This is a genomic window from Pirellulaceae bacterium, from assembly GCA_029243025.1.
Taxonomy (GTDB): Bacteria; Planctomycetota; Planctomycetia; order Pirellulales; family Pirellulaceae.
This window is the reverse complement of sequence record JAQWSU010000042.1, coordinates 61542-87399: the sequence shown is the minus strand read 5'-3', so window position 1 is coordinate 87399 and position 25858 is coordinate 61542. Positions and strand designations below refer to the sequence as shown.

Below are 25858 nucleotides of genomic sequence, written 5' to 3'. Positions count from 1 at the left end.
TGCTTAATTCCCCGTGTACCTTGTTTTCCCACCGTTACGATTAATTTTCATGAAACACCGATCGCCACTTCTAACTTTTCGCTGCGAGTTATCTATCACCATTGAGATAATTCGAGTTCCGCTTTTTGCATCAACCACAGGATAGACCGCCTCCACTCTGGCGATTACCTCTCGTGTCGGTTGGGTCACCCGCAGGGAAATCTGATCGCCGACCTTGATGCCCGCCGACTCCCCTGGTGTCAGCGAAAACTTCGCACGCAACTTCCCCAATTGAACGATCGTCATTAGGTGCGGGTCCGTCGGGGAAAAGAATTCACCCACCTGCTTGGCAACGTCGCTGACAATGCCATTAATTGGACTGCGGATTCTTCGACGTTCAATCTGAGCTTCGATACGTTTGCACTCTAATCGATGTAAAAACAATTCCTCTCGAGCCATCGCCACCCGTGCTTTGGAGATCTGATAATCGGTCTGGGCTCGTTCCAACTCGCGTTCGGTCGCATGACCTCGACCGTAAAGATTGTCAAGCTGGCGAAACTGTTTTTCACGCAGATCTCGTTCAGCCACCGCCGCATCAAGAGCCCCAACGAACCTGGATTTTGCTTGCGAGATCTCCAAGGATGCGGCCAATACACTGCTATCCAATTTCGCTAGAACTTGCCCCGCCTTGACGGGCTCACCGGCGCACACATTCACCTCCGTAAGCACGCCTGCATCGCTCACAGCCAATTCGAGTTCCTGAAAGGGTTCGGTAAAGGCATCCGCCTCGGACTGGCCTTTCCCTTCAACGGAAAAAGCAACAACGAGAAGCAAAGAGGGAAGTACAAAGCGAATCAACATAAGGCCGGCACCTGACAACAGCGACAGAGATCAACGATTCACGCGTTGGAAACAACGACAAAGCACTAAAAAACTTAGGTCATGTAGCCTTTTGACAGCGACTGACCTCAAGGACGGTGCGGATCGTAACGACTGCATCGAAGAAGCCGTCACAGTTCCGCCTCGGCTGAAAAGCAAAGTAAACTAGCCTTAACCTGACAAGTATTGTTCCGCCTTATCCTGAGATAAAACGAGAGGCAAGTCGTCATCCGGGCCCAAGGATTATCGGCAGTTTGCCCGTACACTCTGTCGTTTGAAATAGCATCCCACTCAGATCATGGATCCTGAACTTAATTGACAACCAAACGGCAACCCACTCCCGGAGGCCGCACAATCGACACGTCTGTCGTATCCGTCCGAAATTATTGCTTCCGGCCTAAAGTTTGTCCCGAAAAAATGAATACCATCGAAAGAGGGCAAACGAGCCTCAGCTTCATACAGCCATTCCCCATTTCCCTGATCACTCTCGAGTTTCGAGATGCCTTCTAAGTCCGTAAAAGAATCGGTCGACTATCAAGCCGAGGAATCACGCGAAAGTTCGACCACCGAACTTCCGTTGAAGTCCCTGATATTGCTCGGTTTTGACCACGGGGAAGAGGACCGAATCCTCCAAATCCTCGGCGCTGTAAGATCGGTTGCAACGCTGCGAAAGTTGAGCGAGCCATCCGCTATTGAAATACCGTCCGAGGACGAAACCCCTGATTTACTTATCTTGAATGTGAGACAAGCGAAAGAAACTTCCGAAGAACTTGCTTTCCTTGATGACATCTGCCCGCATGAACTTCCCGTGCTCTTGGTCTTCGACTCGCTCGACACGGACTCGAAACAACAAGCTCTTCGACTGGGATTCAATCACTTCATCGACCGCCCGTTTCATGACATCGACCTCATCGCTCGAGTCCAGGCGATCTCGAACCCTCGCTTGCGATGGAGCAGGACCTTGGCTTCCACGCCATCCGATTCAATTACCCAGGATCAAATCGAACATTTAATGGCATCCCGACAGGATCTATTATTTTGTCTTGCCCGAGCAGGAGAACATTCAAACGCCGAATCGCATCTCCACCTACTCCGAGTTGGTCTATATGTGGGAGCAATCAGTGAACAACTCGGCTTCGATCCGAATCAAGTTCAACTGCTCGAACAAGCCGCCCTCCTGCACGATGTGGGTAAAATCCAAATTCCAGATCTCATTCTCCTGAAGCCGAGCGAACTCACGGAGAAGGAGTATTTACACATGATGCGTCATTGTGAATTCGGAAGGGATATCATTCACTCTGCGATGGATTCAAAATGGCGAACTCTCGGTCATTACCGAACTGTCGCAGCGAATCGAAACTCGCCGGACACAACCCTGTTGAGAATTGCCGCTCAAATAGCTCTCTGTCATCACGAGCGATGGGATGGAACGGGATACCCAAGAGGACTCGCAGGCGAAGCCATTCCTATCGAAGCTCGAATCACCGCGGTAGCCGATGTATTCGATGCTCTGAGTAGCAGTCGACCCTACAAATCTGCTTTCATGCCCGACGCATGTCTCAAAATGATGTTGCAGGAAAAAGGAAAACATTTTGATCCGCGGATCATGAATGCGTTTGTCTCCTGCCGAGATCGACTCTGGTCCATTCGACAACAGGTGGAACGCAGTGAGGGGGAACGCAGTGAGGGGGAACGCCATGCTGCAGCTCGAACATTGAACTAACCACCGAATTCAGACTGTGAACCGACATCAAAATCACTTGTCTGTCAAACCATCTTGATACAACGCTACGAACCGTTGACAAGCAGTGATTCAAGATACGTACACGGTACAACAATGCACGTTTTTAGGATTGCGATCCCAATGTTTGGATTTACTATGGGGTTCGAAGTCGACGTTGATCAATATCCTAAGCCTGTCGGGAACCCTCTCGATGAAATATCGTTTACCACTCGCTGCCATCCTCGCACTCCTGCTCATTAACCTTCCAGCTTGGTCCGCAGTCTCCACTGGTTCACTGGGCGATTGCGACCAGTATACAGACGTCGTTTTCGACAAAATCGGCGTTATCAATCCTCAATACACGGTATCCGGCGCGCCGATCTACGAGAGCGTCACGGTGAGTATGGGAAGCGTGCTCGCAGGACAAACGGTTGGCAGCACAAACAACACACTCAACAACAACATCCCTACGGGGCCCTTACAACTCGCAGCCAATGCACCGAATGTCGAAACACTCTTCGATCTCTCGCTGCCGACCAATATCGTCGTAGGCGGTTCAGTCGAAGGGAAATACTTCACGACTCCATTGGCGATCCTATTCGACAAACCGGTCAGCCATGTTTGTTTTTATCTCGGTGACCTTGATGTTAACACACCCACGGTCATAGAAGCTTACGCGGCCGACGGATCGACAGTCGAACGCATGAACAATCTCTCACCCGGTACGCATCAGTACAGTGTGGGTGAAAACACCGGAGCGAATCTTATCTCCGGAATTTCGATCTACATTCCGGAAGAGTCAGGCGGAATGGACTGGGAAGGATTTGCCGTGAGCGATCTTTCCTTCAGCGTGGGCGTTGTGCCAGAACCGACCACAGTCGCCATCTGGACTCTCCTGGGTATTGTGGCGTTCTCAGCAGCCTACGGATCTTCACGATCCCGCGAAGCCAAGAATTAGACACGCAACCCGCTGAGAATCAATTTGATGGCCCGATGCGGTGCGGACCCCCGCGGACAACAACGCTAGCTGACAGCCGCGCCCCCCCGCTGCGAAACTTTAACGGTTGATTGACTTCATCCGAAATTATCGATTGTTTTGGCGGTAGTGAAAATCATCGCCTTGCGGACCGCGACGGTCGATTCAATTCTACAGATAACACCACTTCCCCAAATCCCACCATACCGGTCGTCGGCCACCCGCGAGCTCTTTTCCTTTTGCTCTTAGCCCCACTCGTCGGGCTTTTGGGTCCGTCAATTCACGTCACGCCCCTGACGGCGCGACCGGCAGACTCTCTCTGACAGGAGCCAAATCCATGAGAAAGTCATCAATCCCACTCATTCTCGGGCTCTTCTGTTGGTTGACCGCAAGCGCCAGTGCACTGGACTTTCACTTACGGTCGATCAACGAAATGACTCAAGGTGACTCGCACCAACGTCCCTGCGGACATCAATCAGGTTGCGAACTCGAACCAAACTGCGGATGCGAATCTGACTGTGGTACCGAAGCTAGTTGTGCCTGTGCCCCGAGTGTAAACGATTGCTGTGCAGGAAACCCGTGCAATCTGAATCTGGAATGCTGTTCGACCCTCGGCTTGTGCGAAGCGCCCGGATGCGGAAGTTGCCTAACCGGCTGTGACAGCTGTTCGTTTTCGTCACCATGCGATCCATGCCTGTGCTGCTGCTCCGGATGGACCGTTTGGGCCGAGTCAATGTTCTTGCGTCGTTCAACCGCAGATTCGTTTACCTTAATGACCGACCAGAACACGGGCCAAGAGATTGTCAATGTCGACAACTTAGAGTTTGATCATCGAGCGGTACCTCGCCTGAATTTAATCTACGAGACTGCCTGTTGTTGGGGCATCGGAATTGGCTTCTTTGGAATTGATTCGTGGAACACATCCAAGCCGGGCGGAAACATTGTTTCTCCAGTTCTCATCGGCCCCGGTATTAATTTCCCCAACACTGCACCGGGCACGATCTTTCGCGCCGACTATGGATCCGAACTCTACAGCTTAGAAGTCAATTTTCGCCGTCGAGTCACCTCATGCGTCACCGTCCTGGCCGGTTTTCGTTGGGTAGAATTTGGCGATGACTTGGCCACCTCTACCATTGCTCCCATTGTCGAACCCATCTATTCGATTGACACCAATAACCACATGTATGGTTTTCAGATTGGCGGAGACGCCCAGCTTGTCACCCTGGGATCGTTTCACATCGACAGTATCATCCGAGCGGGTATTCTCTTTAACTCAGCAGACCAAAACACCTACGCACCGGCTCTGTCGCAAATCGGTCCGAGCGTCGTAGATCGGATCAGCGCGAGCGCAGACCACACTAGCTTTATAGGCGAATTGGGATTGCGTGGTGTCTACGACCTGGGTGCAGGATTCTCTGTCATTGGTGGTTACCAGGTAATGTTTCTGGACGGTATCGCACTCGCCCCCGATCAAATCCCAGTAACCGATCTGATCGCCCCTGGCTCCGCCGTCTTAGACACCGGTGGAACACTTTATTTCCACGGAGCAACGGTCGGCTTGCAAGCGACCTTTTAAGCTGCCAACACACGCCCCGAAAAAGCGATGCTGCCGCAAAGAAAACGTGGGAACAGGCGGTGTTTAAGTCCCCGATTCGTCCCCCCGAACGCCAAGAGTCGTTCGGGGGTTTAAACCGGGTAAGCTTAGTGATTCCCCAGGAAGCCCGCTGCAGACATCCACTCTTCACAACGTTTCGACCAGGTTGACGTTCCGGGAATATCTCGGGCCAGCCCAACGCCATGTCTTCCGTTCGCGTAGACATGGAGTTCAGCAGGCACTTTCGCCTTTCGCAAGGCGGCGTAAAAGGCGGTGCTATTTTCGGCAGGAACGGCTCGATCTGCGTCCGTATGAAACATGAATGTCGGTGGAGTCTTCTCATTCACCTGTTTCTCATTCGAGAATTGTAGAACCAGATCAGCCGCTGGATTTTCACCCAATAGATTCTTCTGAGAACCTCGATGCGTAAAAGGTTCGTCAAAGGCAATCACGGGATAACAAAGCACCATAAAATCGGGCCGACACGACAATCGATCCACTGGATCCTTCGCGTCAGCGTGCCCGGCATCAAAATGCGTCCCAGCCGTCGACGCCAAGTGACCTCCGGCAGAGAACCCAAGCACTCCAATACGATTTGCGTCGACATTCCATCGACCTGCGTTGGTACGAACCTGGCGGATCGCTCGTTGCACATCAAGCATGGGAGCTGGATGTCCGTAACCTTTTCCGCGATGCCGGTAATCGAGCACAAAAGCCGCGACACCCATTCCATTTAGCCATTCGGCAATTTCACGCCCTTCATGCCCCATCGCCAAGCCACCATAGCCTCCACCAGGGCAGACGACGATTCCAGCTCCGTTTGCCTCCGTCTTTGCAGGCAAATAAGCCGACAGTTTTGGCCGATCTTTTTCCGCGGTGCCCAGCGCACCGGGAGCCGAATCCGTCCAAAGCAGCAGGGTTTCCTGAGGCTCATTTGCCCCTGATTGAATTCCACTCATCGAGATAACACAGGCCATCAAAAGATATTTTCTGATCATAAAATCTGCTCGGAAGAGGGGGAAATCAATTTCATTTTCCCGGGGATTCGATTGTTCGAACTGAACGAATCGTATCGCCTAGATTTCAGGACGTCAATTACTTTCAACAACGAATCAGAACGGAAACCACAACCACAACCACAAAATGCGATCCGCTTGATGGCTCCTACCTTTCCAGAGAAGACACGTGTCCTCAACCCGCGGTTGCCGGTTACCGTTGGATAATCCACAACCCAAGCCTTCCACCTTCGCCATAAGCGAATTCGCTTACCAGCCACAAACTCCAGCCACAAACCCCAGCCGACTTTTGTTGACTCCACTCTTATCCACCGGCATGAAACTGTGACGATCTCAACAGAATAACAGGCCACCGTCTCTGCCGGAAAGGGAAACAATGCGAGCAAATAGTTTTCGGGTTAGAATGCGGCCTCAGCCCAAAGAGAGCAAACCTCAAACTCAGGAGAGAAAAATGAAGGGCCAAAGCAATCAAACTCGGCGCAATTTCATGATCGGGTCTGCAACAGCTGCTTCTTTGGCGACGTGGTTGCCGACCACAAGTTTGTCCGCTCGCCCAAACACGGGCCCTAACGATCAGATCGGCTTAGGTGTCATCGGCATTGGCCCGCGTTGCACTTACGATCTCCAAGCGATGCTCGGATTCGATGACATTCGTTGTCTGGCAATCGCCGACGTCCAAGCGAGTCGGCGCGCCGCGGGAAAAAAATTAGTCGACGAGCGTTATAGCAACCAGAATTGCGTCATCTATCGCGATTTCCGCAGCTTATTAGACCGCAATGACATTGATGCGGTTTTGATCGCAACCGGTGATCGTTGGCATGCGGCAGCCTCAATTCTCGCCGCAAAAGCGGGCAAGGATGTTTACAGCGAAAAACCATGTGGGATCACAATCGCGGATTGCCAACAGCTTGCCGACACCATGCATCGTGAGCGACGCGTATTTCAAGCGGGGACCCAACGCCGCAGCGTACCAAACTTCCAGAGCGCAGTTCAGATGGCACAGAGCGGAAAGCTCGGCAAGCTCAAAACCCTACATGCGTCGGTCTACCTACCGACCCTTGGTAATGAATGGCTCCCCGCACAGCCAACCCCCGCGCGCGAAGTTGTCGATTGGAATCTTTGGCTCGGGCCCGCACCTTGGCGACCGTTCAATCAAAACTACGTCAACGGTCGCTGGCGTGGCCAGTGGGACTTCGACTCGGGAGCGAGGCTACTGGATTGGGGAGCCCACACCGTCGATCTCTGCCAGTGGGCGAATCAAGCCGACGAAACGATGCCTCTGGACTATTACCCCTCCGATAAGAATGTCATTTGCCACTATGCAAATGGCGTGAAGTTGAGCATCGACTTTTTGCCGGAACCATTTGGCGATCGATCGCCTGATTACATCACTCGGCTTGGCACCTGTCCGGTGCGGTTCGTCGGCGAAGCGGGTTGGGTGGAGACGGGAGATGCAGGCGAAATCGTGGTTGAGCCTGAGTCTCTGCAAAGCAAGCCGGTCCGACCTGGCAAACGCATCCGTGGTCTGGAGGTTCGTGATCACGCAAGAAACTTCTTCGACTGCATCCGCTCCCGTGAACAAACGGCTGCTAACCCTGACGTGATGCGGCATTCCCACATCACCTGTCACGCGGCTGCGATTGCCTGGATTTTGGGACGAAAACTCACGCTCGACCCTGCCAAAGAAGAGTTCGTGAATGACGACGAAGCGAACCAACTTCGTTCGCGCGGTTCACGCAACTGGATGTCCTAAGGAATCTGTCCCGAGTCCTTCTACGAGCATGGGACGGCGTAGAACCGACGGCTGACCAATTGGTTAGCCGTTGCCATACTGGCGAATGAGAGCCGCCGTTCGATCAATGCCAATCACCGGCTGATCTCCCAAGTATTCGATCGCGACGCAGCCGCGAAACTTCGACTGCTTTATTACCTTCATCATTCGCTCATAATGAATCTTGGTTTCTTGCCCTGCGTCGTTGAACTCCCAAGATTTGGCACATATCGACTTGGTGTGCGGCAGAATCGTCTTCATTCCTTCATAGGGATTCCCGTCAAAATTGCCAAAATCAGCGACCAACCCCACTCGGTCCTCCCCAATTCTTTTAACAAGCTGGACAAGCCAATCGGGGTTACTTGACCAGGCCGCGATGTTTTCGACCAGCACAGAGACTTTTGACGACTTGAGCGCGTCACAAAGGCCACCAACCCCCGCCGCTGCATTTTCGAGCTGCTGTTGGCGATCACCTTCTGTGGAAGCTCGCACTCGCAAGTATTGACAGCCAAGATGTTCCGCGACTTTTGCCCACCGCAGATGCTCTGTGATCGCCATCGCTCGCTGCTTTGCATTTGCCGCGTCCAACGCAGTGCTATCTCCGCACAACACCATTCGATTCGTGACACCTACTTGCTTCGATTGCCTCCGAATCGCTTCTGCCTGCCGGGGCGAATCCAGCAATCCTGAACAGAATTCGGCGGCAAATTCAAGATTAGAAATCTGCAAGCGATTTTTCACAAAGCGAGGGTAACTCAGCAGATCCAGTCGCCCGTCATCAAACAAGTTTTTCAGGGAAAATTGATGCAGACTTAGTGGAAAACGCTGCTTCTGCGACTCACCATTCGCGGCGTTCCCGCAAGAATAGGTGCCAAGTGTTGCCAAGCCGGCCGCGGTTCGATTGATGAACGCACGCCGGGAAGTGAGGTGAGTATTCATGGAAAATCTCCAGCGTTGGGACAGCGAGATCTGCATTCTAGGATGATTCGTTGCCGATACCAGCAGTTTTGGGCGTTGAAATCGATATCTCGGACCGCTCGCCTGAAACGGCATTACATCCCATCTCCGCCTATTGTACGATCCCAAGCCAGCTTGCCGTCTTCCGAAATTTCACTCATTCTATCTACCACATTGACAATCCATCCAAGTGGCACTGACAGTGGTACTGACAGTGGTACTGAGAAGGCAAAAACATGACTCCCGATCTGTCAAAATCACACAAGCCGATTACCGAATTATTTGCCCACTCGGCAGATCCCGGCGAATTCCGTCTGGAGCAGGAACAAATCGAACAATTCGAAGAGCAAGGTTTCTTGGCCGGCGTCCCAATGCTGACTGCCAATCAGGTCGAAGCATTGCGAAGGGAACTTGCTGAATTTCAAAGCGACTCTCATGCGGGGCGAGAGCACTGGTACGAATATAATGCCGACGAATCAACCGACCCGGATACAGTGCTGTTCCACGCACTTGGTGCTTGGCGAATCGGTCCCGGATTCCACGACCTACTCTGGAATCCAGCCTTCACCGTTCCAGCCAGTCAACTGCTACAAGGGGCGGTTCGGTTTTGGCACGATCAACTCTTTTACAAACCGGCTCATCACGGCGGTATCGTTGCCTGGCATCAGGATTACTCTTACTGGACTCGGACCCAACCCATCGCTCACTTGACCTGCTGGATCGCATTAGACGATGCCTCGGTCGACAACGGATGCGTTCAGTACATTCCCGGTAGCCATCGATGGGACCTCTTACCGATTACTGGGTTGGCTGGCGACATGGCCGCCATCAGCGAGGTGCTATCAGCCGATCAATTAGAAAAATTTGAACAGCCCGTAGCTGCCGAAATGAAAGCAGGCGAGTGCGCGTTTCACCATTCGCTCATGGTGCACGGATCGCACGAAAACCGAACAGCACGGCCGCGAAGGGCGGCGGTAATTAACGCAGTTCGTGACGGCGTGTACTCGTCGAGCAACGAATCCCTCCTCGAAGGCGTGCCCATCATCCGAGAGGGCAGTCCGCTGTCAGGTCAATTCTTTCCGCTGCTCTATTCCCCCTCATCTTAATGGCCGTTGAGATGCGCCCCTCCAACCGTGCCCTGCGTGCAGCTGGAATTTCTGAAAGCATAAGCTGCTCCCATGGCTGAACCACAAGAACGGTTAGCACCAAACGGCCCCCATTCACTCCGGCACGAGATAACATTCCTGGCGACGGCCTGCGGTCTGCTGGCGGCAGTCGGCTACACGTCTGCCAACGTGTTCCTACGCTCCTTGACTCACCTCGATCCCAGCTGGGTCACCTGCGTGAAAGCCATACCCACGGTGATTGCGTTCGGCCCCTTGGTGATCCGCAGGCTGATACGTCAAGAGCGTCTTTTCGAATCTTCGGCCGATTTGAGACGAACCGTTCTGGTCGCAATTATCAGTCAGATCACTGGAAACATTTTCTTTCAGTGGTCTCTCGGTGTGGTAGGTTTGGCAATTAGCGTCCCACTGACGCTCGGCGCCTTGATCGCGAGCGGCGCCTTACTGGGCAGATGGTTATTGAACGATGCAATCACGGTTCGCATGGCCATCGCATCCTGTATTTTGATCTTCGCCTTCTGTATTCTCAGCGTGGGTGCTCCCGCCGCAAATGCGGCCATCGCGACCATCGATGCTCAAGCGTCGTTGCCCCCCATCTGGATCACGATGGGCGTGGCCGCCGCATGCATCTCTGGCATTTCTTATACCTTACTGAACATCTCGATCCGATTTTCTTCCAATCGTGGAACCCCTCAATCATCACTTCTTTTCACGGTGGGGGTGGTTGGTGTATTTTTTCTCGGCATCATAACGTTTGCACGTCACGGATTATCGCCGCTCCAAGAAACCAGTTCGGCAGATTGGATGCGATTGTTCGGAGCCGGCATTTGCAATGTAGCCGCTTTTTGGGCACTCACAAAAGCGTTGCACTTGGCATCCGTCGTCTTCGTCAACGCACTGAATGCTTCACAAACCGCGATGGCAGCCGTTGCCGGCGTTATCATATTTAACGAACCCTTAACGGCAGCGATGATCGCTGGAACCGCATTAACGGCCGTTGGCCTATTGTTAATGACGAAAAGCACGTCGTTTCCGAAAAGTCGCCCAGAACCACAACCGGTGAAGCTGGCGAAAAACCGATCAAACAACTCCTGAAACCGTGCCATGACACAAAACCACCCACGTTTCTGCAAACCGGCTGCTTATCAGGCTTTCCAAGAGGCAACGCTGTCGATCCATCAGACGGACTCCTTGATCCAAGCGGCCGTGGCAATTTCGCAGCACCTGATGCTGGATGCCTCACTCCCCGACGTCAAACGGGAAATTGAACAATTATCATCACAAGTGCGAACTCGCATTCCCAACGGCAGTCAAACCGGCGTTTTGGCTCACTTGCATCAAGTACTCTTCGAAGAACAAGCGTTCCAAGGAATTTCAGCGGATTATTACAACCCTCGCAACAGCTGTTTACCTTACGTCATGCAGTCACATCGAGGAATTCCCATCACGCTCGTCCTAATTTATAAAGCTGTCGGGGAGCAACTGGGACTGAACGTCAATGGGCTCAATTGCCCGGGGCACTTTTTAGCGGAGGTCACCATCGCAAACGATCGAATGATCATCGATCCATTTCGACGAGGCCTCATGTTGACGCAAGAGGAGGCGGTCCAATACCTTGAACAGATCGTCAACCAACCCATTGACCCAGCCCAACTAACACAGGTAACCACGCATACTGCTTGGCTCAGGCGAATCTTACGAAACTTACAAAGCATTTTCTCCATGCAAGAAAACTCATCGAATTTACAAGCGATGTGCGAACTGGAACAACTAGTTAGCTTGGATACGGAGTGACTTGATCCGATGGCAACCAACGACATCCTTCGCCAACTTCGCTGTCCAATCTGCAACCAGCGAAAACTTTGCGGCCCCGAGGAGATGCTGCAAATACTCCGCGATGCAGGGATGCTCCGTCGCGAGGCCAAGCCAGATTGGCCCATCATGCTTGAGCTCTTCAGTCATCATTGCCAGAATCTTCGCTGTCGGGATTGCGGTCACAACGAACTTCTGCTGGAAGAAGCTCGCGACGACTTTGACTTCGACGACTCGCGTGCGTGTGAAGTCTGCCGAAAATTGATCCCCCCCGAACGAATCGAGATCTTCCCGAACGCACAACGCTGTGCGACCTGTCAAGACAAGCCGTCTACGCAAGCCGATGACTTCTGCTCACGCTGCGGTGGACTCGTTTCAGTCCGTACCCAGGGAGGTGCAGGAGTATCTCGCTATGTGGCCGTCTGCGCCGATTGTGGACTTCGCCAATAAATCGTAGGCGGGCGAATGGCTTCACCCTATCTTTCCCTCAGAGTGTCAACGCGTGGCAATTGATTCATCCTGATCGGCCGCCCAATAAATGGCATTCGCCAGCAAACGTTGAAACGCAGGGAGTCGGAAGTCCTGCGGATGTCCGAGCGAAGTGTAAAAAACACGAGCCCCACCCATCGGCTCGTTAATCCAGGCCACAGGCTCATGGGGCTCACGACCCTCGACGCGGCCCGTCATGAGGGGCGTGGTCGTATCTGCCAACGGGCTGACTTTATAAAGCCAGGACGCAACCGGCAACTCATCCTGACGCACTCCCTCAAGAATCGGATGTTGGCCGGCCGAGACGACTCGCACGAAGGTTGTGGGATCGGTGATGAGCTTATTGTTGTGATGCCCTTGGTAGTTGCCGCCCAAAACCTCGTGGTCGAATTCAGGCCACACATCCGTGTCATTGCTTTTTGTTTCGAGCCGCGGCGCAAAAGCATGGCTGCTTGTGCGGATGGCCACCAAGGGCTTGCCCGCTTCCACGTGGTCACGCAGGTAAGTTAATTGCTGTTTGGATAACCCTCGACGACGAACACTCAAGAGGACGACGTCTGCATCCGCTACCGTCTCGATACCAGGAAAATGGTTGCCGTTTTCCTGTTCTGCAAACACATATTGCAAACGAAAATCACTCGCCAACATTCGATTGCAGAAGTCAGGGATCGTTCGTTGCGTCTGATATTCGCGTTCGCCAATCACGGCGACGAACGTACCACGTTGATCAGACGGAAATCGAAACTCTTTCCCGCCAATCAATTGATCCGAGGTGGTGGTCGGACACCAATGCCTCTCAATATGCTGAACCACCAAATCGGTGCCCGTGTGATGGTTCACAAAAGGACTCATCCGCGAATTGTACATGGTGTCCGTCATATCTCGCATAAGTACGACATTCATCCCTTGGTAAACCAACTGGCGAATCGAAAATGGGCGTCCCAGAACACACATGTTCGTGTGTACCCCCATCACCAACACATTCTTGATCCCTCGTTTTTGCATCAAGTAGTAGGCTTCACCACTGTCAGTGATGGCATCATCAGGTCCGATCTCTAAGGTTTCGATCTGACGCGTCCAGGGCGATCCGCCTGCACAGGTCGGCTGACAGTCGCAACCGCCGTCCGAATCATCAATTGGCAGGCCAGCCTCACGAGACAGATCCAAACTACACCAGTTTTGCAACGGGATACTGACCGCTACCTGGGGCGCTTGCTTGGCCAGCCTTCGCTGAGGTGAGTCGCGATAGTGATCAAGACAAGAACTGGGACAGTGGATGACGAGCGCTCCCTGCTTGCGAGCTGCCCGTACGACCTTGTTCATTCGCGGCGCCATTTCTGCAACTCGTTTGGTCGCACCCTGACACCAATGCTGATCCCACATGTCGCAGATCACAATCGCTGTTTGCTTCGGATCCCAAGTCGCCGTCTCAAAAACGGAATGATGCTGCGACGCGCCTTGAGCCACCGGCACTTGTCTTCTTGTTTTGAATTCAAGCGAATTAGCCGAACTGGCCGCGGTCGCCCCGACCATACTGACGACAAAAGCCAAAGTCCCCAGAACGCTTATTCTTCCCACGTAAACAACCACGGTGAGCCTCCTTCGCATAACGAATTCTGAACTGCTCTTGCCTCCGACAGCGAGTTCCAATGATAGCAAGCAAAAGCTCAAATTGATACGAAGACTAGCTGCCCAATGTATCTTTCTTCGGGATGCCGGATCGGGTAAGACTTGCTCAAAGAGTGAAGTTGCTATTGGAATGGATCCCGCGACATCTCCAGGATGAGGCTACTCATGTTTGAGAATCGGAAATCTTGGTTGTTTATCCGAGCGGTCGTTCAGCATCTCGCGAAGACTCTCCCGATCTTGATCATGATGAATTGGTACCCGATCCCACCGGCACATGGTCAGGATTTCCAGGCAGGCCCGCGACTTATTCGCACGTACGGAGGCGATCTCTACGTTCGCTTTCCAAATTACGATATTCATTTTCAAGGTGTCGCCAGCAATCAGTATGGCGTGAACCCCTATCGTACACTCGGCGCACCCGTCGTATTTCGCAACAACCAGGGCATGTTTTGGAACGGAGCGGCCGGATTCATCAGCCCGAATTACCCCTGTTATCTCGTGACAAAAAATCGTTATGCATTGTTGTCAGTTGGTTCGCCAGAGACGACTCTGCGGCCCAAACCAAAAACTTATCCGAAGATGGATAGCGTACCGACCACCGGGTCGATTCACCTACCCGACACCCCTTATCGGCCACCTTCCGAAGGGGACGTTGTGCTGAAGATGTCCGAGCGAAAACTGCCGGGGATGCTACGAATGTCGCGGCTGGAAACGAATTCCCCGACCAGCCTGCAGGCGAGCTCCGCCCTCAAGCGTTCGGCCAGTGGCCAAACTCGAGCGAGCTCCACGATCATCGTTCAACCACTCAGCCCCCCTCAAAATGCCCCCCCATCACACAATACGCTTGGCCTATTTCTTCGCAGGTAATTTCTCCACAGGCAGCCGAACCGTGTGTCCTGCTGGCGTTCGCGAAGGCGCGCGATCGAGTTTTCATCCGTCCTCTTGGCTTGCCGCTGCCAAAGTCCAGGATTAGCATATCCGCCTTGAGATTTTCGACAATCGGAGCTGATGACGCATGGGAAAGCCGACAGATCTACGGATCAAAGACGTAAACACCGACACGCAGCGCATCGAATATCGCGCGCCAATGAAGTTCGGTGGACGTGTCGTAACGGACGTTGTCATCTTCAACGTTACAGTTGCGGTGGAAACGAACGATGGCAGGCGGGGGATCGGACGAGGGTCAATGCCAATGGGCAACGTCTGGGGCTGGCCTTCCGATCAAGTCTCCAACGAAAACACCCTGGCTGCGATGGTGGAATTAGCAGAACGAATTGCCGCACACGGCAGCCAAACGGAAATCGTTGGTCACCCGCTCGAAATCACGACTGCTTTGGCAAACGATTATCATCGTTTTGCAGAAGAAACAATCCAACGGCTGGAGCTTTGCGAAGCGATGCCCCGACTTGCGCAGCTGGTCGCCGGCAGCCCCTGGGACGCCGCTCTCTTTGACGCGCAAGGACAGGCACTCGAACAGAACGTTTACAATTTACTTGGCTCCGAATACCTTAACGCCGATCTAGGACACTGGCTCGGTAAGGACTTCGAAGGAGAATATCTCGACCAATACACTCTGCGAGAACCTAAGTCTCAAATGCCGTTGTATCATCTCGTCGGAGCACTCGATCCTCTCACCGATGGGGATCTCCCATCAAGATTAAATGATGGCACTCCGGAAACACTCCCTGAATGGATCCAATCCGACGGCTTGACGCATCTGAAGATCAAACTGAACGGTAACGATCTCGATTGGGATGTGGATCGCGTGCTGTCGGTGGATCGCGTTGCGAGTGAAGCCCAACAAGCTCGAAACTGCGATCGCTGGTTTTATTCATTAGACTTCAACGAAAAGTGCCAAAACGTTGAATACGTGCTCGAATTCCTCCAACGAATCCAAACCCAAGCAATGGGGGCGTTTGACCGCGTTCAATATATTGAACAACCCACGAGCCGCTACTTGAGTCAAGATCCGGAGAATCAGATGGATGAGGCCGCGAAAATCAAACCCGTGGTAATCGATGAATCCTTAGTCGACCTCGAATCGTTACTGCTAAGTCGGGAATTGGGTTACTCCGGTGTTGCCCTCAAGGGCTGCAAAGGACACAGCGAAGCGCTGCTGATGGGCGCAGCGGCTCAGAAGTACCAAATGTTTCTCTGCGTGCAAGATCTAACCTGCCCGGGTGCGTCGTTTCTGCACTCGGCTTCACTTGCGGCGAGAATTCCAACCGTGGCCGCGATTGAAGGCAACGGTCGTCAATACTGCCCTGCGGGCAACGAGGGCTGGCGAAAACGCTATCCCTCGATGTTCGAGATTAACGACGGAACGGTTGGGACCTTCGCTCTTAATCAAACCGGACTGGGTTTTCACTGGGAATGAAATTGGCCGTATGCTTTACTGCCTAACAATCCGCGGCACCTTGTCGAGAAGCTCACCGCTTGCGATAACAGACGGCATGGCATTCCTACGCTGACAAAAACCATTTCGGATCACTTCATGGCCTTTACACAACCTTTCTATCGATGGCGCCCTCATCCCTGGCACGGGCTGGAACCCGGTTCTGCCGCGCCTTCCGTTGTGCGGGCTTACATCGAAATCACGCCTTTCGACCTCGTCAAATACGAAATCGATAAGACCACGGGTTATCTCCGAGTGGATCGCCCTCAACGCGGATCGTCACAACCCCCCACGTTGTATGGATTCGTGCCCCGCACCTGCTGTGCAAATCGTGTCAGTGCACTTTCACCGAACGCCATTCGCGGCGACATGGATCCAATCGACATTTGCGTTTTGAGCGAACGTCCAATCGCTCGCTCGGAAGTCATCGTGAACGCACGGGTTGTCGGAGGATTGCAACTCATCGACAACCAGGAAGCGGATGACAAAATCCTTGCCGTACTCGCCAACGACAATTTCTGGTCGAAGGCTCAGGACGTCAAGGATCTACCCGAAGCTTTAGTCGAACGACTGATCCACTATTTCTCCACCTACAAAATGGTACCCGATGAGGCCTCCCAGACTTCGATCGACAGTGTCTACGGAGCCGAGCACGCCTACAAAGTGATTACGGCATCGATGGAGGACTACGAGGATGAATTCGGAACCTAGCCAGCGGCGACCCATTTACAGCAAACCACCCAGCCTAACTTGACGGAGAAACGCTGGGCGGAGATGCTCTCCGACACGTTTTGCAGCTTTTCTCAAACGGTCGGAGTGAGCAGATGCCAACTCATCAATCGATATCCCTTCGCTCAGTCTGGCAATTCTTCGTCACAACAGCAGCGTTCCTGCCTCTGGTGGCCTGCCAATCGACGAACTTTACGGAGCAAGGCGCGTTGCTGGGCGGACTAACCGGTGCCGGAGTGGGAGCTGCGATTGGCGACTCCCAAGGTAATACGGCGGCCGGCGCGGCCGTCGGCACCGCCTTTGGAGCTCTCACTGGTGCCACCATCGGTAACGGTCTGGACACGGTCGAAGCCAACAACCAAGCCTTGATTGAGCGGAACTTGTCAGCACGGCAAACAAGCCACACGGCCATGAACGATGCGATCACGATGACCCGCGCTGGACTCAGCGACCAAGTCATCATTCAACAGATCAATTCCCAAGGCATTGTTGGAGGCTTATCCACCGCCGACTTAATCGGATTGAAAAACGAGGGAGTCAGCGATTCAGTCATCCGAACAATGCAGGCTGCCTCGACGACGCCCGGCTCGCTTCCGAATCCGAGTCCGCGACGTGTCTATCTTGAAGAGTATTATGCTTACCCGTGCCTGCCACCCTATCGACCACGCTGGCATCATTGGCATGCACCTCATCGCCGCCCCCGTGTCAGCTGGGGAGTATCATTGGGTCATTAAATTGAGCTCCTGGGTAGAGTTTTGCCAGAACAACGTTTCCTCGACAAGCGTTCCTGAACGGCCCTTGTCAGTGGGCAAACGCAAAACGACAATAAGGTGTACCCCAAAAAAGGATCGCAGAAGTTGCCTCGGCATTCGACTTTCGCGATAGAAATATCAAAGCCAAAAGAGATCAGGCTGGGTATGATGAGACAAGTTCCCGCGTTCTTTTCATTGACCCGTTCATTCACTCCTGATCTTTGATCGTGCACTCATTACATCGAAACTTCAATAAAGATCCATTGCATCCTCTCATGGGCGCTCGTTATTTGCTGCTAATCTTTGCTTTTGCTACGGCCTCAATCGCGGGGGAGCCGACCGGCTTGCAGGTGCCGGATGGTTTTGTGGTAAGTCGATATGCCACCGATGAATTAGCTCACGATGTTTACAGCATGACGATCAATGCTAAAGGCCAAGTGGTTGTGTCGGGGCCAGGCTATGTTCGCACTCTGCTTGATCAAAATAACGACGGCGTTGCAGATTCGTTTCGTCAGTTTTCATCGGTGCCAAATCGAGGCGCACACGGCATGGTGTTTGACGGCGCGGATTTGATTTGCACGGGTGACAATTCTTTAATGAGAATTCGCGATCTCGACGGTGACGGAGTCGGTGATGCGTCCCCAAAAATCTGGGCTCGACTCCGAAATCCCGAACATGGTGCAAACGGTCTTATCCAAGGCCCAGACGGTTGGTTCTATTTAATCTGCGGCAATGATGCAGGTATCGATGCTAGCTACGCACAGACTCCGAATTCGCCAATTCACAAGCCGCGCTCGGGTGCACTGCTGAGGTTTTCTCCAGACGGAGCAATCAGTGAAGTCGTCGCTGAAGGATTTCGCAATCCATACGACCTATCCATCAACCGCTTTGGTCACTGCTTCACGGTCGACGCCGATGGTGAACGCGATCATCATCTGCCGTGGTACACCCCCACACGACTCTTCGACATCGCCGAAGGCGAGCACCATGGTTGGGTCAACAATGGCTGGAAACTCAGTTGGTCGCGTCCCGTCAGCTTTTTCGACAATGTGGATCGGGTCGCCGAATTAGGTCGCGGCTCCCCCACCGGTCTCACCGTCTACAGTCACCGTCAATTTCCCGACCATTACCAAAATGGCGTCTTCAGCTGCTGCTGGACGTTGGGAAGAGTCTATTTCATCCCGCTCGAAGTCGTCGGTACCACCTATCGCGGCACACCTGAACTCTTTCTAGCGACAGTTGGGGATGTGGGTTTCGCCCCCGTCGATTTGGCCGTTGGTCCGTCCGGTGATTTGTTCGTTGCCATCGGGGGTCGCGGCACCCAAGGCGGTGTCTTTCGAATTCACAGCCAATCAGAAATGCAGCCGTCAACCGTCACTTCAAAGGTGGCTAGCATTTTGAGCGCCGATCAGCCACTCGCCGCTTGGTCGAGGGCAGAGTGGAAACCCGGCGCCGAACAGTTAGGACCAAGGCCATTTGAATCGGCAGCCGTTGACACGAAATACACCGTCGAACAACGAATTCGCGCAATCGAAATTCTCGTCGAACTCTTCGACGGACTCCCATCAGAAGTTGCTCTCAAATTGCTTGCTTCCTCCAATCCGCCTGAAATCACCGCACGGGCAGCCTGGGCCATCGGGCGTCGCCTCGACGCCGAGGCCAGCGCCAGCGCGTTAACAAGCCTCGCAGAGTCTGATCACCCTCGCATCGTGCGAGCCGCCTTGAATCCCCTCGCAAGTCAAGCAACGAATGATCTTGCGGCACGACAGCCAGTGATTTCCAACAAGTTATTGTCTACTGATCGCCGCGTGCGCAACCTGTGGATTCGCTGGTTAGCAACGAATGTCCGCACACCAAGACTCCTCGACAAACAGATCGCTGCACGCGTTTTAGAAAGAAGAAATGAAGCAACACCCTTCTCGATTTCTGACCTATTGCGTAATAGCTCAATGGAAAATCCTCGGTTGCTCCGTCTTGAACTGCTTCGCCTCCTGCAGTTGCAGCTGGGCGATATTAACGTTTCCGAGAATTCAAAAACCGGCATGGTCGGTTACAGCCGAGCAGCGCAAGAAAAAATTGACGAAACTGATCGAAAGGCGTGCGACCTTTTCCTCTTGCGTTCGTTTCCAACGAACGATCAGTTAATCGACCAGGAAATCGCACGTCTCGCTTCCATGCTTGCGGCGTCGGACCCCCGTTGGCCGTCATTATTGGTCGACCAATGTAACGCCCATACCGAAGTTGAAACCGATATTCACTATTTGATGGCGCTCGCCCACATTTCGGGCGAGCGGTCACCATCGATCACCGAAAAGACATCTGAAATCCTCTTGAATCTTTCACGAAAAATGGCGGCGGGCAAGAAACTTTCGAGTCGCAACTGGCCATTGAGAATTGCGGAGACCTATCAGCGCCTTTGTCAACAGGATTCTCGACTAGCCACCCAATTGATTAATCACGCCAACTTTCGCGACGCCGCACACAGCCTGTTCGTGCTCAATTCTCCTCCAACAATTCGGCAACAAGCTGCCGAAAATTTATTACGGGGGATCGAGGATTTTGACGACGACCAATGGGATCCTGAGCTCATCCGCGTGGTCAGTCTTTTGCCAGATGAGCAATCTTTTCGCATCTTGCGCGAACAGTGGTCCGCCTACCACCTACGTGACTCGATCGTTGAAATTATTTCTCGAGCTCCTCAGGATATCGACCGCGACCGATTTATTGAAGCTTTGCAATCAGCTCGCCCAACAACGGTTGTCCGTGCGGCTATCGCACTCAGGTCGCTTACATCCAACCCCTCGCCTGACGATTTAGCGACTGCGATGAGCAGCTTGCAACGGCATTGTTCGGCGAATCGATACACCGCCGCTCGGAAAGCCTTACGAGCCCTACTTCTCCATTGGACCGATCAACAATTTCAAGTTAACGACCACGGACTCCAAGACGAAAAAGTACTTGAAGTTCATGCGCCCTTCTTTGACTGGTTCAGCGATCACTACCCCCAACAAGCCGCAAAACTACGTGAATATCCTGACCAAGCGATGTGGCAGCAACGTCTCGACGGCTTAAACTGGGCGAGCGGCGATCCATCACGAGGGCAACAGGTATATCAACGGCTGCAATGTGCTGCCTGTCATTCCGGCCAGCGACGGCTGGGCCCCGAACTTCACCCTGTCGCCAAACGTTTTTCGCGAGACGATTTGTTCGCAGCCATTCTCAATCCCAACCAAAATGTCTCTCCCCTTTATCAAACCAAACGCTTTGAAACGCGCGGTGGTCGGGTTTACTCGGGAATGGTTGTTTACGAATCTCCGAACGGCACGCTGCTACAATTGGGGCCTGACGAAGTGGTTCGTATCGCTGATGACGAAGTGATCGCCATCTCCGACAGTCCAACCTCGTTAATGCCGAGCGGACTGTTGCGTGCTACAACAGATCAAGATTTAGTCGACCTCTACTCATTTCTGCAACAAATGACGCCCCGATGAGCGCCATCACTTTTTATGAACACGAAATCTGAAAGCCGCGTTGCAATTCCTTTACGACGTCGAATACCTTTCCTGCCGATCATCCTCTGGTCGCTCGCCGTCGGATTTATCATTTGGACTCAAACGAACGAATTAATGGGGGCGGGAACTCGAGTGGCCTTGGCTGGCGTCTCCATCTTCGTCGCCTCCATCGGCAGCCTGATTTGGTTCACTTTCTGCTCCCGCTACTCACGCACGCTTCGCTATTCGGTATTTGGAATTTGCTTGGCCAGTTCCGTGATCGCCTTTTACTGCTTTCGAATCGAAGAAGTTACCGGAGGCTTAATGCCGCGACTCGCATTCCGTTGGTCACCGGTTCATGATGCCACCATGAACCAAATCAACACACACGACAAGACGGACACGGTCGCCCACCTCGACATCACGACACCGGACGATTTTCCTCAATTCCTCGGTCCTGATCGTAATTTAATAGTCGACGACCCAGGCTTTGATTTCCGCTGGTCCGAGTCGCCACCACCTTCCGTCTGGTCGATACCCATTGGTGCTGGGTGGTCGGCTTTTTCGGCCGTAAATGGGTACGCCATCACCATGGAACAGCGCGGTTCGGAAGAGATAACCGCTTGCTATGACATCGCCAGCGGTGCGCTTGTTTGGGCCAATCCGGTAACAACTCGTCACGCGACTGTGATTGGAGGTGCGGGTCCTCGATCAACACCCACGATTCATCAGGGCCGTGTCTACGCACTCGGTGCCACAGGCATCTTACGATGCTTGCAAGGAGACAATGGATTAGAACTGTGGCGAAAAAATCTACTGGAAGAATCTGGAGTCACTTACGACCAGGCTTCTATCGCCTGGGGTCGTTCAGCGTCTCCCTTAGTAGTCGACAACGCGATTGTCGTCCCGCTTGGTGGCCCATCCGACGGAGCTAAGTCTTCCCTCATCGCTTACGATCTGAAAACGGGCGAGGAAATTTGGCGGGGCGGAAATCGGCAAATTAGTTACGCTTCACCGTCCCTTGTGCAACTTGATGACGAGCGACAGATTTTGATTGTTGTTCAAAACTATGTTTGCGGACATGACCCCGCCAATGGAGAAAAGCTTTGGGAATTCGTTTGGCCCGGTAACTCAACGGCCGATGCAAATAACTCTCAAGCAATTCCGATCGACAAGCAACGCGTATTCATCTCGAAAGGGTATGGGCAGGGAGCGGCGGTATTCGAGGTCCACCGAGAAGACGATGGGAGTTGGTCGGCCGTTGAGAGCTGGAGTCGATCGAACGTAATGAAGACCAAGTACACCAATGTCGTCGTTCACGAAAATCATATCTACGGTCTGGACGACACCTTCCTCGAGTGCATCGACGTGGAATCAGGACGAAAACGCTGGAAAGTACGCTATGACTACGGCCAGATTTTGCTGGTGGGAAAAACACTGCTCGTGCTGGACGAGAATGGCATGCTATTCGCTGTTGAGGCCCGTCCTGATCAACATGTCCAGTTGGGCAAGTTCCAAGCAATTGAGGGTTTAACCTGGAACAACCTCTGCCTTTATGGGCGCTATCTCCTGGTGCGGAACGGACAACAGGCGACCTGTTACGAACTTGGTCTGAAAACAAAGGACGAATGACGTTACGGCAGCCCGATAGCTGGGGACTCAATTTCTAATCCCTCGTCGCCCGATTCAGGTGTCGTAGTCTCCGCGTCTTGCTTCCATTTCGCAATCGCTTTCACTCTCGCCTCTTCGGTCGCAAAGCCGACCGTCGAGTGATTCAACATTCGAGTGGGATGCTCTCCCACAGCCGGCATGCCGTAATCCGCAAATGAGGCCCCCGACAACTGGATCAAAGAGGCGAGGGCAATGTCACGCACCTGCGTGGTGATTCGCACGTTGTTAATACGATGATGCGAGGCAACGACCCCCGAGTCATCGAGCATCGAGTCAATTAACGCGGAATCACTTTTCTGCCCAAGCTTGGCAAGGGTCAGGATCGAATACTGCCGATCGTGGGGTGCTCCGAGCCGATCACGAAGAACCGTCCGTGCCGGCGTCAATCCTTGCTTCAAACCGTATTTAAGTGAAAAATTGAGCCTCTGGACCAGGGTACTGTCGTAAGTCTCTTTTCCGACCATCGCCCCCATGATGGCTCTTAACGATTCACGGTAAGTCCCAGCTCGCATCGCACGATCCAGGTCGGGGTTACTGTACAACAATCGCATCAAGAAGGATTGGTCAGCGATATCCACATCCTCTCGAGCCGAGACAAAGACGAGCGCGGCGATGTTCCCAATCGTCACCGGTCGGCGACCCTGCATCATCTTGACGGTTTGACAACGGTTGGCGAGCAAGGATCCGGCCAGCGTGGGGTCATTCTGGTAGACCGCATCCAGGAAGGCCCACTCTGACTCGAGCATTTGCACGAACAAGGCTTTCGAGTTTGAAGTTTGACCGACCATCGTTTGGAAGTCGGTCCAGCCCGGCAATTCGTCTGCCGTCTCGACCTCCAAACCTGCGATGAACGCATTGATCAATCTCTCGCGTTCTAAATGGCGAATCACCCGCAAGATGGCTCGGGAGCGGAAGCGAATCTCCGGATCCTTACTTTCGATACCCGCTCGAACGGCGTCGATTGCGGCCACCCCTCTTTGAGTCAGTGCCTCCGTCGCAATTTGCCGTTGGCTAAAACGCGCATCCCCCAACTGCTGCACAAGTTGTTCGGGTGTCAACTTCCCCTCACTGGCCACGGCAAGCAAACCGAGAGGACACAGCGTCAAGAGACTGATGAGTGTCATCAAAGACCAGCGCAGAATCGAAGGCATACGAAGTACTCCTAATTGGGATTCGTCGTCTCGCAACACCCAGTTTATGCTGAAATGGCCAGAAACGTCCAGAAAAAGAGTACCTATCAAGCACGTTCCGTCCGTTTCTGTTCAGCTTTGACATCACAATCGGAAACGGCCTTTCCGTGCACTTTATGTGAGTGGCCCAAGCCCGAGAACCCCTAGATTTCAACATAAAATTTTGGTTGAAAGGCGTTAAACTTGTTGTCCCCTTGAGCAAGAACTTGAAACCAAACCGGAGGATGGTTAGAATGTCCGAACCTCAGGGATTTGCGGCCGCTTGCAGCCTGTTCTGCTAAAGAGCCATCGCTGACCAACCAAAGGGTGGGACGCGGTCCAATTTAGTAAGACTGTAAACGCCGCGGCTTTTTGTCCGCGGTTTTTTTTTGCACGCACGCAAACCCGGTAAATCTGTTTCCATTCCTGCGTGTGAAGACCAATCCATGACGACTTCCTCTCCGTCCTCTTCCGCCGATGCCCGAGACAAAGATTTGACACCAAAGAACAAAAACGAGCCGGGTGTCTCCACACAATCAGTCCACTCGGGCGAAGCAAGACAAAAGCCTGGAGATTCGATTACCGATCCGATCTTCTGTGCGTCAACCTTCACATTCCCCGACACCCAGTCAGTCATTGACTACATCGAGCAAGAGCAGCCGCGCGAAGAATACGGACGTTATGGAAATCCGGGTGAACGCGTCGTTGAACGCAAACTGGCAGCACTCGACGGCGGCGAAGATGCCGTCCTTTTTTCGAGTGGCATGTCGGCAATTGTCGGCGTCTTCATGGCTCGATTAAACGCCGGCGATGAAGTAATTTTCTTCAACGAGTGTTATCATCGAAGCCGAGAATTCTGCTCAAAACACCTATCGCGGTTTGGCGTGGTCACGCGGCAAGTCGAAGCCTGCAATTACGAGGCGATGGAGGCTGCGATCAATGACCGAACTCGAATGCTAGTCAGCGAATCGCCCACCAACCCACATTTGAGCGTCGTCGACTTAGAACAGTTTGCAGCTCTGGGACGACAGTACCAAGTCGACACACTAATTGATGCCACACTGGCAACTCCCTTCAATGTGCGTCCCATCGATTACGGCGTCGACTTTGTCCTCCATTCGGCAACAAAATATTTGGGCGGGCATAACGACTTGTTGGCAGGTGTCATTGTCGGCGGGCAAGACAAAATGGCCCCCGTCCGCCACCTGCGCGGCATCATGGGTGGCATCAATTCGCCCCACAACATCTACCTCTTGGAACGAGGCCTGAAGACTTTTGCCTTGCGAGTGGAACGACACAACCAAAATGGCATGGCCGTTGCCAAATTCCTAGAAGCGCACCCTCGGGTCGAACGTGTCTACTATCCGGGTCTCGAGTCACATCCCTACTACAACGTGGCGAAACGCACCATGAAGGGATTTGGTGGGCTCGTCACGTTTCTTGTGAAGGACGCTGACTGGCGGGCCACAGCGAATGTGGTCGACGCTGCCAAGATCCCCCGCATCGCTCCCAGCCTCGGAGGCGTGGAGAGCCTGATCGAGCAACCGCTGGTCATGAGTTATTATCAAGCGACGCCGGAAGAACGTCAGGAATGGGGCATCCATGACAACATGATTCGCATGGCGTGTGGTATCGAAGACCCGGACGATTTGATCGCCGACTTGGCGCAAGCGCTCGATAGTTAAGAGGGGTCGAGCCCGAG

At 53.2% G+C, this 25858-nt stretch carries 20 protein-coding genes; 15 read left to right on the top strand and 5 right to left on the bottom strand.

Annotated features, from left to right (window positions below; genetic code table 11):
* Window positions 1-3: 3 nt before the first annotated feature.
* Entirely contained in the window at window positions 4-840 is an 837-nt protein-coding gene (locus P8N76_18365; GenBank protein MDG2383643.1) for an efflux RND transporter periplasmic adaptor subunit, read from the bottom strand.
* A gap of 517 nt (window positions 841-1357) precedes the next feature.
* On the opposite strand from P8N76_18365, the gene P8N76_18360 reads away from it, so the two are divergent.
* The 3 genes from P8N76_18360 to P8N76_18350 all read left to right on the top strand — a co-directional run bounded on the left by P8N76_18360 (window position 1358) and on the right by P8N76_18350 (window position 5133).
* A complete protein-coding gene (locus tag P8N76_18360) occupies window positions 1358-2581 on the top strand; it encodes an HD domain-containing protein (GenBank protein ID MDG2383642.1) in 1224 nt (407 codons plus the stop codon).
* 211 nt (window positions 2582-2792) lie between these two features.
* A complete protein-coding gene (locus P8N76_18355) occupies window positions 2793-3539 on the top strand; it encodes a hypothetical protein (GenBank protein ID MDG2383641.1) in 747 nt (248 codons plus the stop codon).
* 757 nt (window positions 3540-4296) lie between these two features.
* Window positions 4297-5133 (top strand): BBP7 family outer membrane beta-barrel protein, encoded by an 837-nt coding sequence (locus P8N76_18350; GenBank protein MDG2383640.1) that lies wholly within the window; start codon window positions 4297-4299, stop codon window positions 5131-5133.
* Between the two features lie 125 nt (window positions 5134-5258).
* Here P8N76_18350 and P8N76_18345 read toward each other — a convergent pair whose 3' ends face one another.
* Complete coding sequence (locus P8N76_18345; protein MDG2383639.1) at window positions 5259-6149, bottom strand: alpha/beta hydrolase; 891 nt, start codon at window positions 6147-6149, stop codon at window positions 5259-5261.
* Window positions 6150-6618: 469 nt separating this feature from the next.
* Between P8N76_18345 and P8N76_18340 the strand changes: the two genes are divergently transcribed.
* A complete protein-coding gene (locus P8N76_18340; protein ID MDG2383638.1) occupies window positions 6619-7920 on the top strand; it encodes a Gfo/Idh/MocA family oxidoreductase in 1302 nt (433 codons plus the stop codon).
* Between the two features lie 63 nt (window positions 7921-7983).
* Here P8N76_18340 and P8N76_18335 read toward each other — a convergent pair whose 3' ends face one another.
* Window positions 7984-8877: a TIM barrel protein gene (locus P8N76_18335; GenBank protein MDG2383637.1), complete on the bottom strand. Its 894-nt coding sequence runs from the start codon at window positions 8875-8877 to the stop codon at window positions 7984-7986.
* Between the two features lie 254 nt (window positions 8878-9131).
* On the opposite strand from P8N76_18335, the gene P8N76_18330 reads away from it, so the two are divergent.
* From P8N76_18330 to P8N76_18315, 4 genes are all read left to right on the top strand, one after another.
* Complete coding sequence (locus P8N76_18330; protein MDG2383636.1) at window positions 9132-10001, top strand: phytanoyl-CoA dioxygenase family protein; 870 nt, start codon at window positions 9132-9134, stop codon at window positions 9999-10001.
* 72 nt (window positions 10002-10073) lie between these two features.
* Window positions 10074-11114, top strand: a complete 1041-nt coding sequence (locus P8N76_18325; protein MDG2383635.1) for a DMT family transporter — start codon at window positions 10074-10076, stop codon at window positions 11112-11114.
* Window positions 11115-11123: 9 nt separating this feature from the next.
* Complete coding sequence (locus P8N76_18320; GenBank protein MDG2383634.1) at window positions 11124-11813, top strand: transglutaminase-like domain-containing protein; 690 nt, start codon at window positions 11124-11126, stop codon at window positions 11811-11813.
* A gap of 9 nt (window positions 11814-11822) precedes the next feature.
* Window positions 11823-12281, top strand: a complete 459-nt coding sequence (locus P8N76_18315) for a hypothetical protein (protein MDG2383633.1) — start codon at window positions 11823-11825, stop codon at window positions 12279-12281.
* Window positions 12282-12326: 45 nt separating this feature from the next.
* Here P8N76_18315 and P8N76_18310 read toward each other — a convergent pair whose 3' ends face one another.
* Window positions 12327-13910: a ThuA domain-containing protein gene (locus P8N76_18310; GenBank protein ID MDG2383632.1), complete on the bottom strand. Its 1584-nt coding sequence runs from the start codon at window positions 13908-13910 to the stop codon at window positions 12327-12329.
* Window positions 13911-14114: 204 nt separating this feature from the next.
* Here P8N76_18310 and P8N76_18305 point away from each other — a divergent pair, with 204 nt between their 5' ends.
* The 6 genes from P8N76_18305 (at window position 14115) to P8N76_18280 (ending at window position 22948) form a co-directional block, all read left to right on the top strand.
* Window positions 14115-14816 (top strand): hypothetical protein, encoded by a 702-nt coding sequence (locus P8N76_18305; protein MDG2383631.1) that lies wholly within the window; start codon window positions 14115-14117, stop codon window positions 14814-14816.
* Window positions 14817-14964: 148 nt separating this feature from the next.
* The gene (locus P8N76_18300; GenBank protein MDG2383630.1) at window positions 14965-16326 is read left to right on the top strand and encodes an enolase C-terminal domain-like protein; all 1362 of its coding nucleotides are present in this window, start codon (window positions 14965-14967) and stop codon (window positions 16324-16326) included.
* A gap of 117 nt (window positions 16327-16443) precedes the next feature.
* Window positions 16444-17055, top strand: coding sequence for an inorganic pyrophosphatase (locus tag P8N76_18295; GenBank protein ID MDG2383629.1), 612 nt, complete (start codon window positions 16444-16446; stop codon window positions 17053-17055).
* Between the two features lie 113 nt (window positions 17056-17168).
* Entirely contained in the window at window positions 17169-17807 is a 639-nt protein-coding gene (locus P8N76_18290) for a glycine zipper domain-containing protein (protein MDG2383628.1), read from the top strand.
* 293 nt (window positions 17808-18100) lie between these two features.
* The gene (locus P8N76_18285) at window positions 18101-21316 is read left to right on the top strand and encodes a c-type cytochrome (protein ID MDG2383627.1); all 3216 of its coding nucleotides are present in this window, start codon (window positions 18101-18103) and stop codon (window positions 21314-21316) included.
* A gap of 15 nt (window positions 21317-21331) precedes the next feature.
* Window positions 21332-22948: a PQQ-like beta-propeller repeat protein gene (locus tag P8N76_18280; GenBank protein ID MDG2383626.1), complete on the top strand. Its 1617-nt coding sequence runs from the start codon at window positions 21332-21334 to the stop codon at window positions 22946-22948.
* 2 nt (window positions 22949-22950) lie between these two features.
* Here P8N76_18280 and P8N76_18275 read toward each other — a convergent pair whose 3' ends face one another.
* Window positions 22951-24138: a hypothetical protein gene (locus P8N76_18275; GenBank protein MDG2383625.1), complete on the bottom strand. Its 1188-nt coding sequence runs from the start codon at window positions 24136-24138 to the stop codon at window positions 22951-22953.
* A gap of 464 nt (window positions 24139-24602) precedes the next feature.
* Here P8N76_18275 and P8N76_18270 point away from each other — a divergent pair, with 464 nt between their 5' ends.
* A complete protein-coding gene (locus tag P8N76_18270) occupies window positions 24603-25841 on the top strand; it encodes an aminotransferase class I/II-fold pyridoxal phosphate-dependent enzyme (GenBank protein MDG2383624.1) in 1239 nt (412 codons plus the stop codon).
* The last annotated feature ends 17 nt before the right edge of the window (window positions 25842-25858 follow it).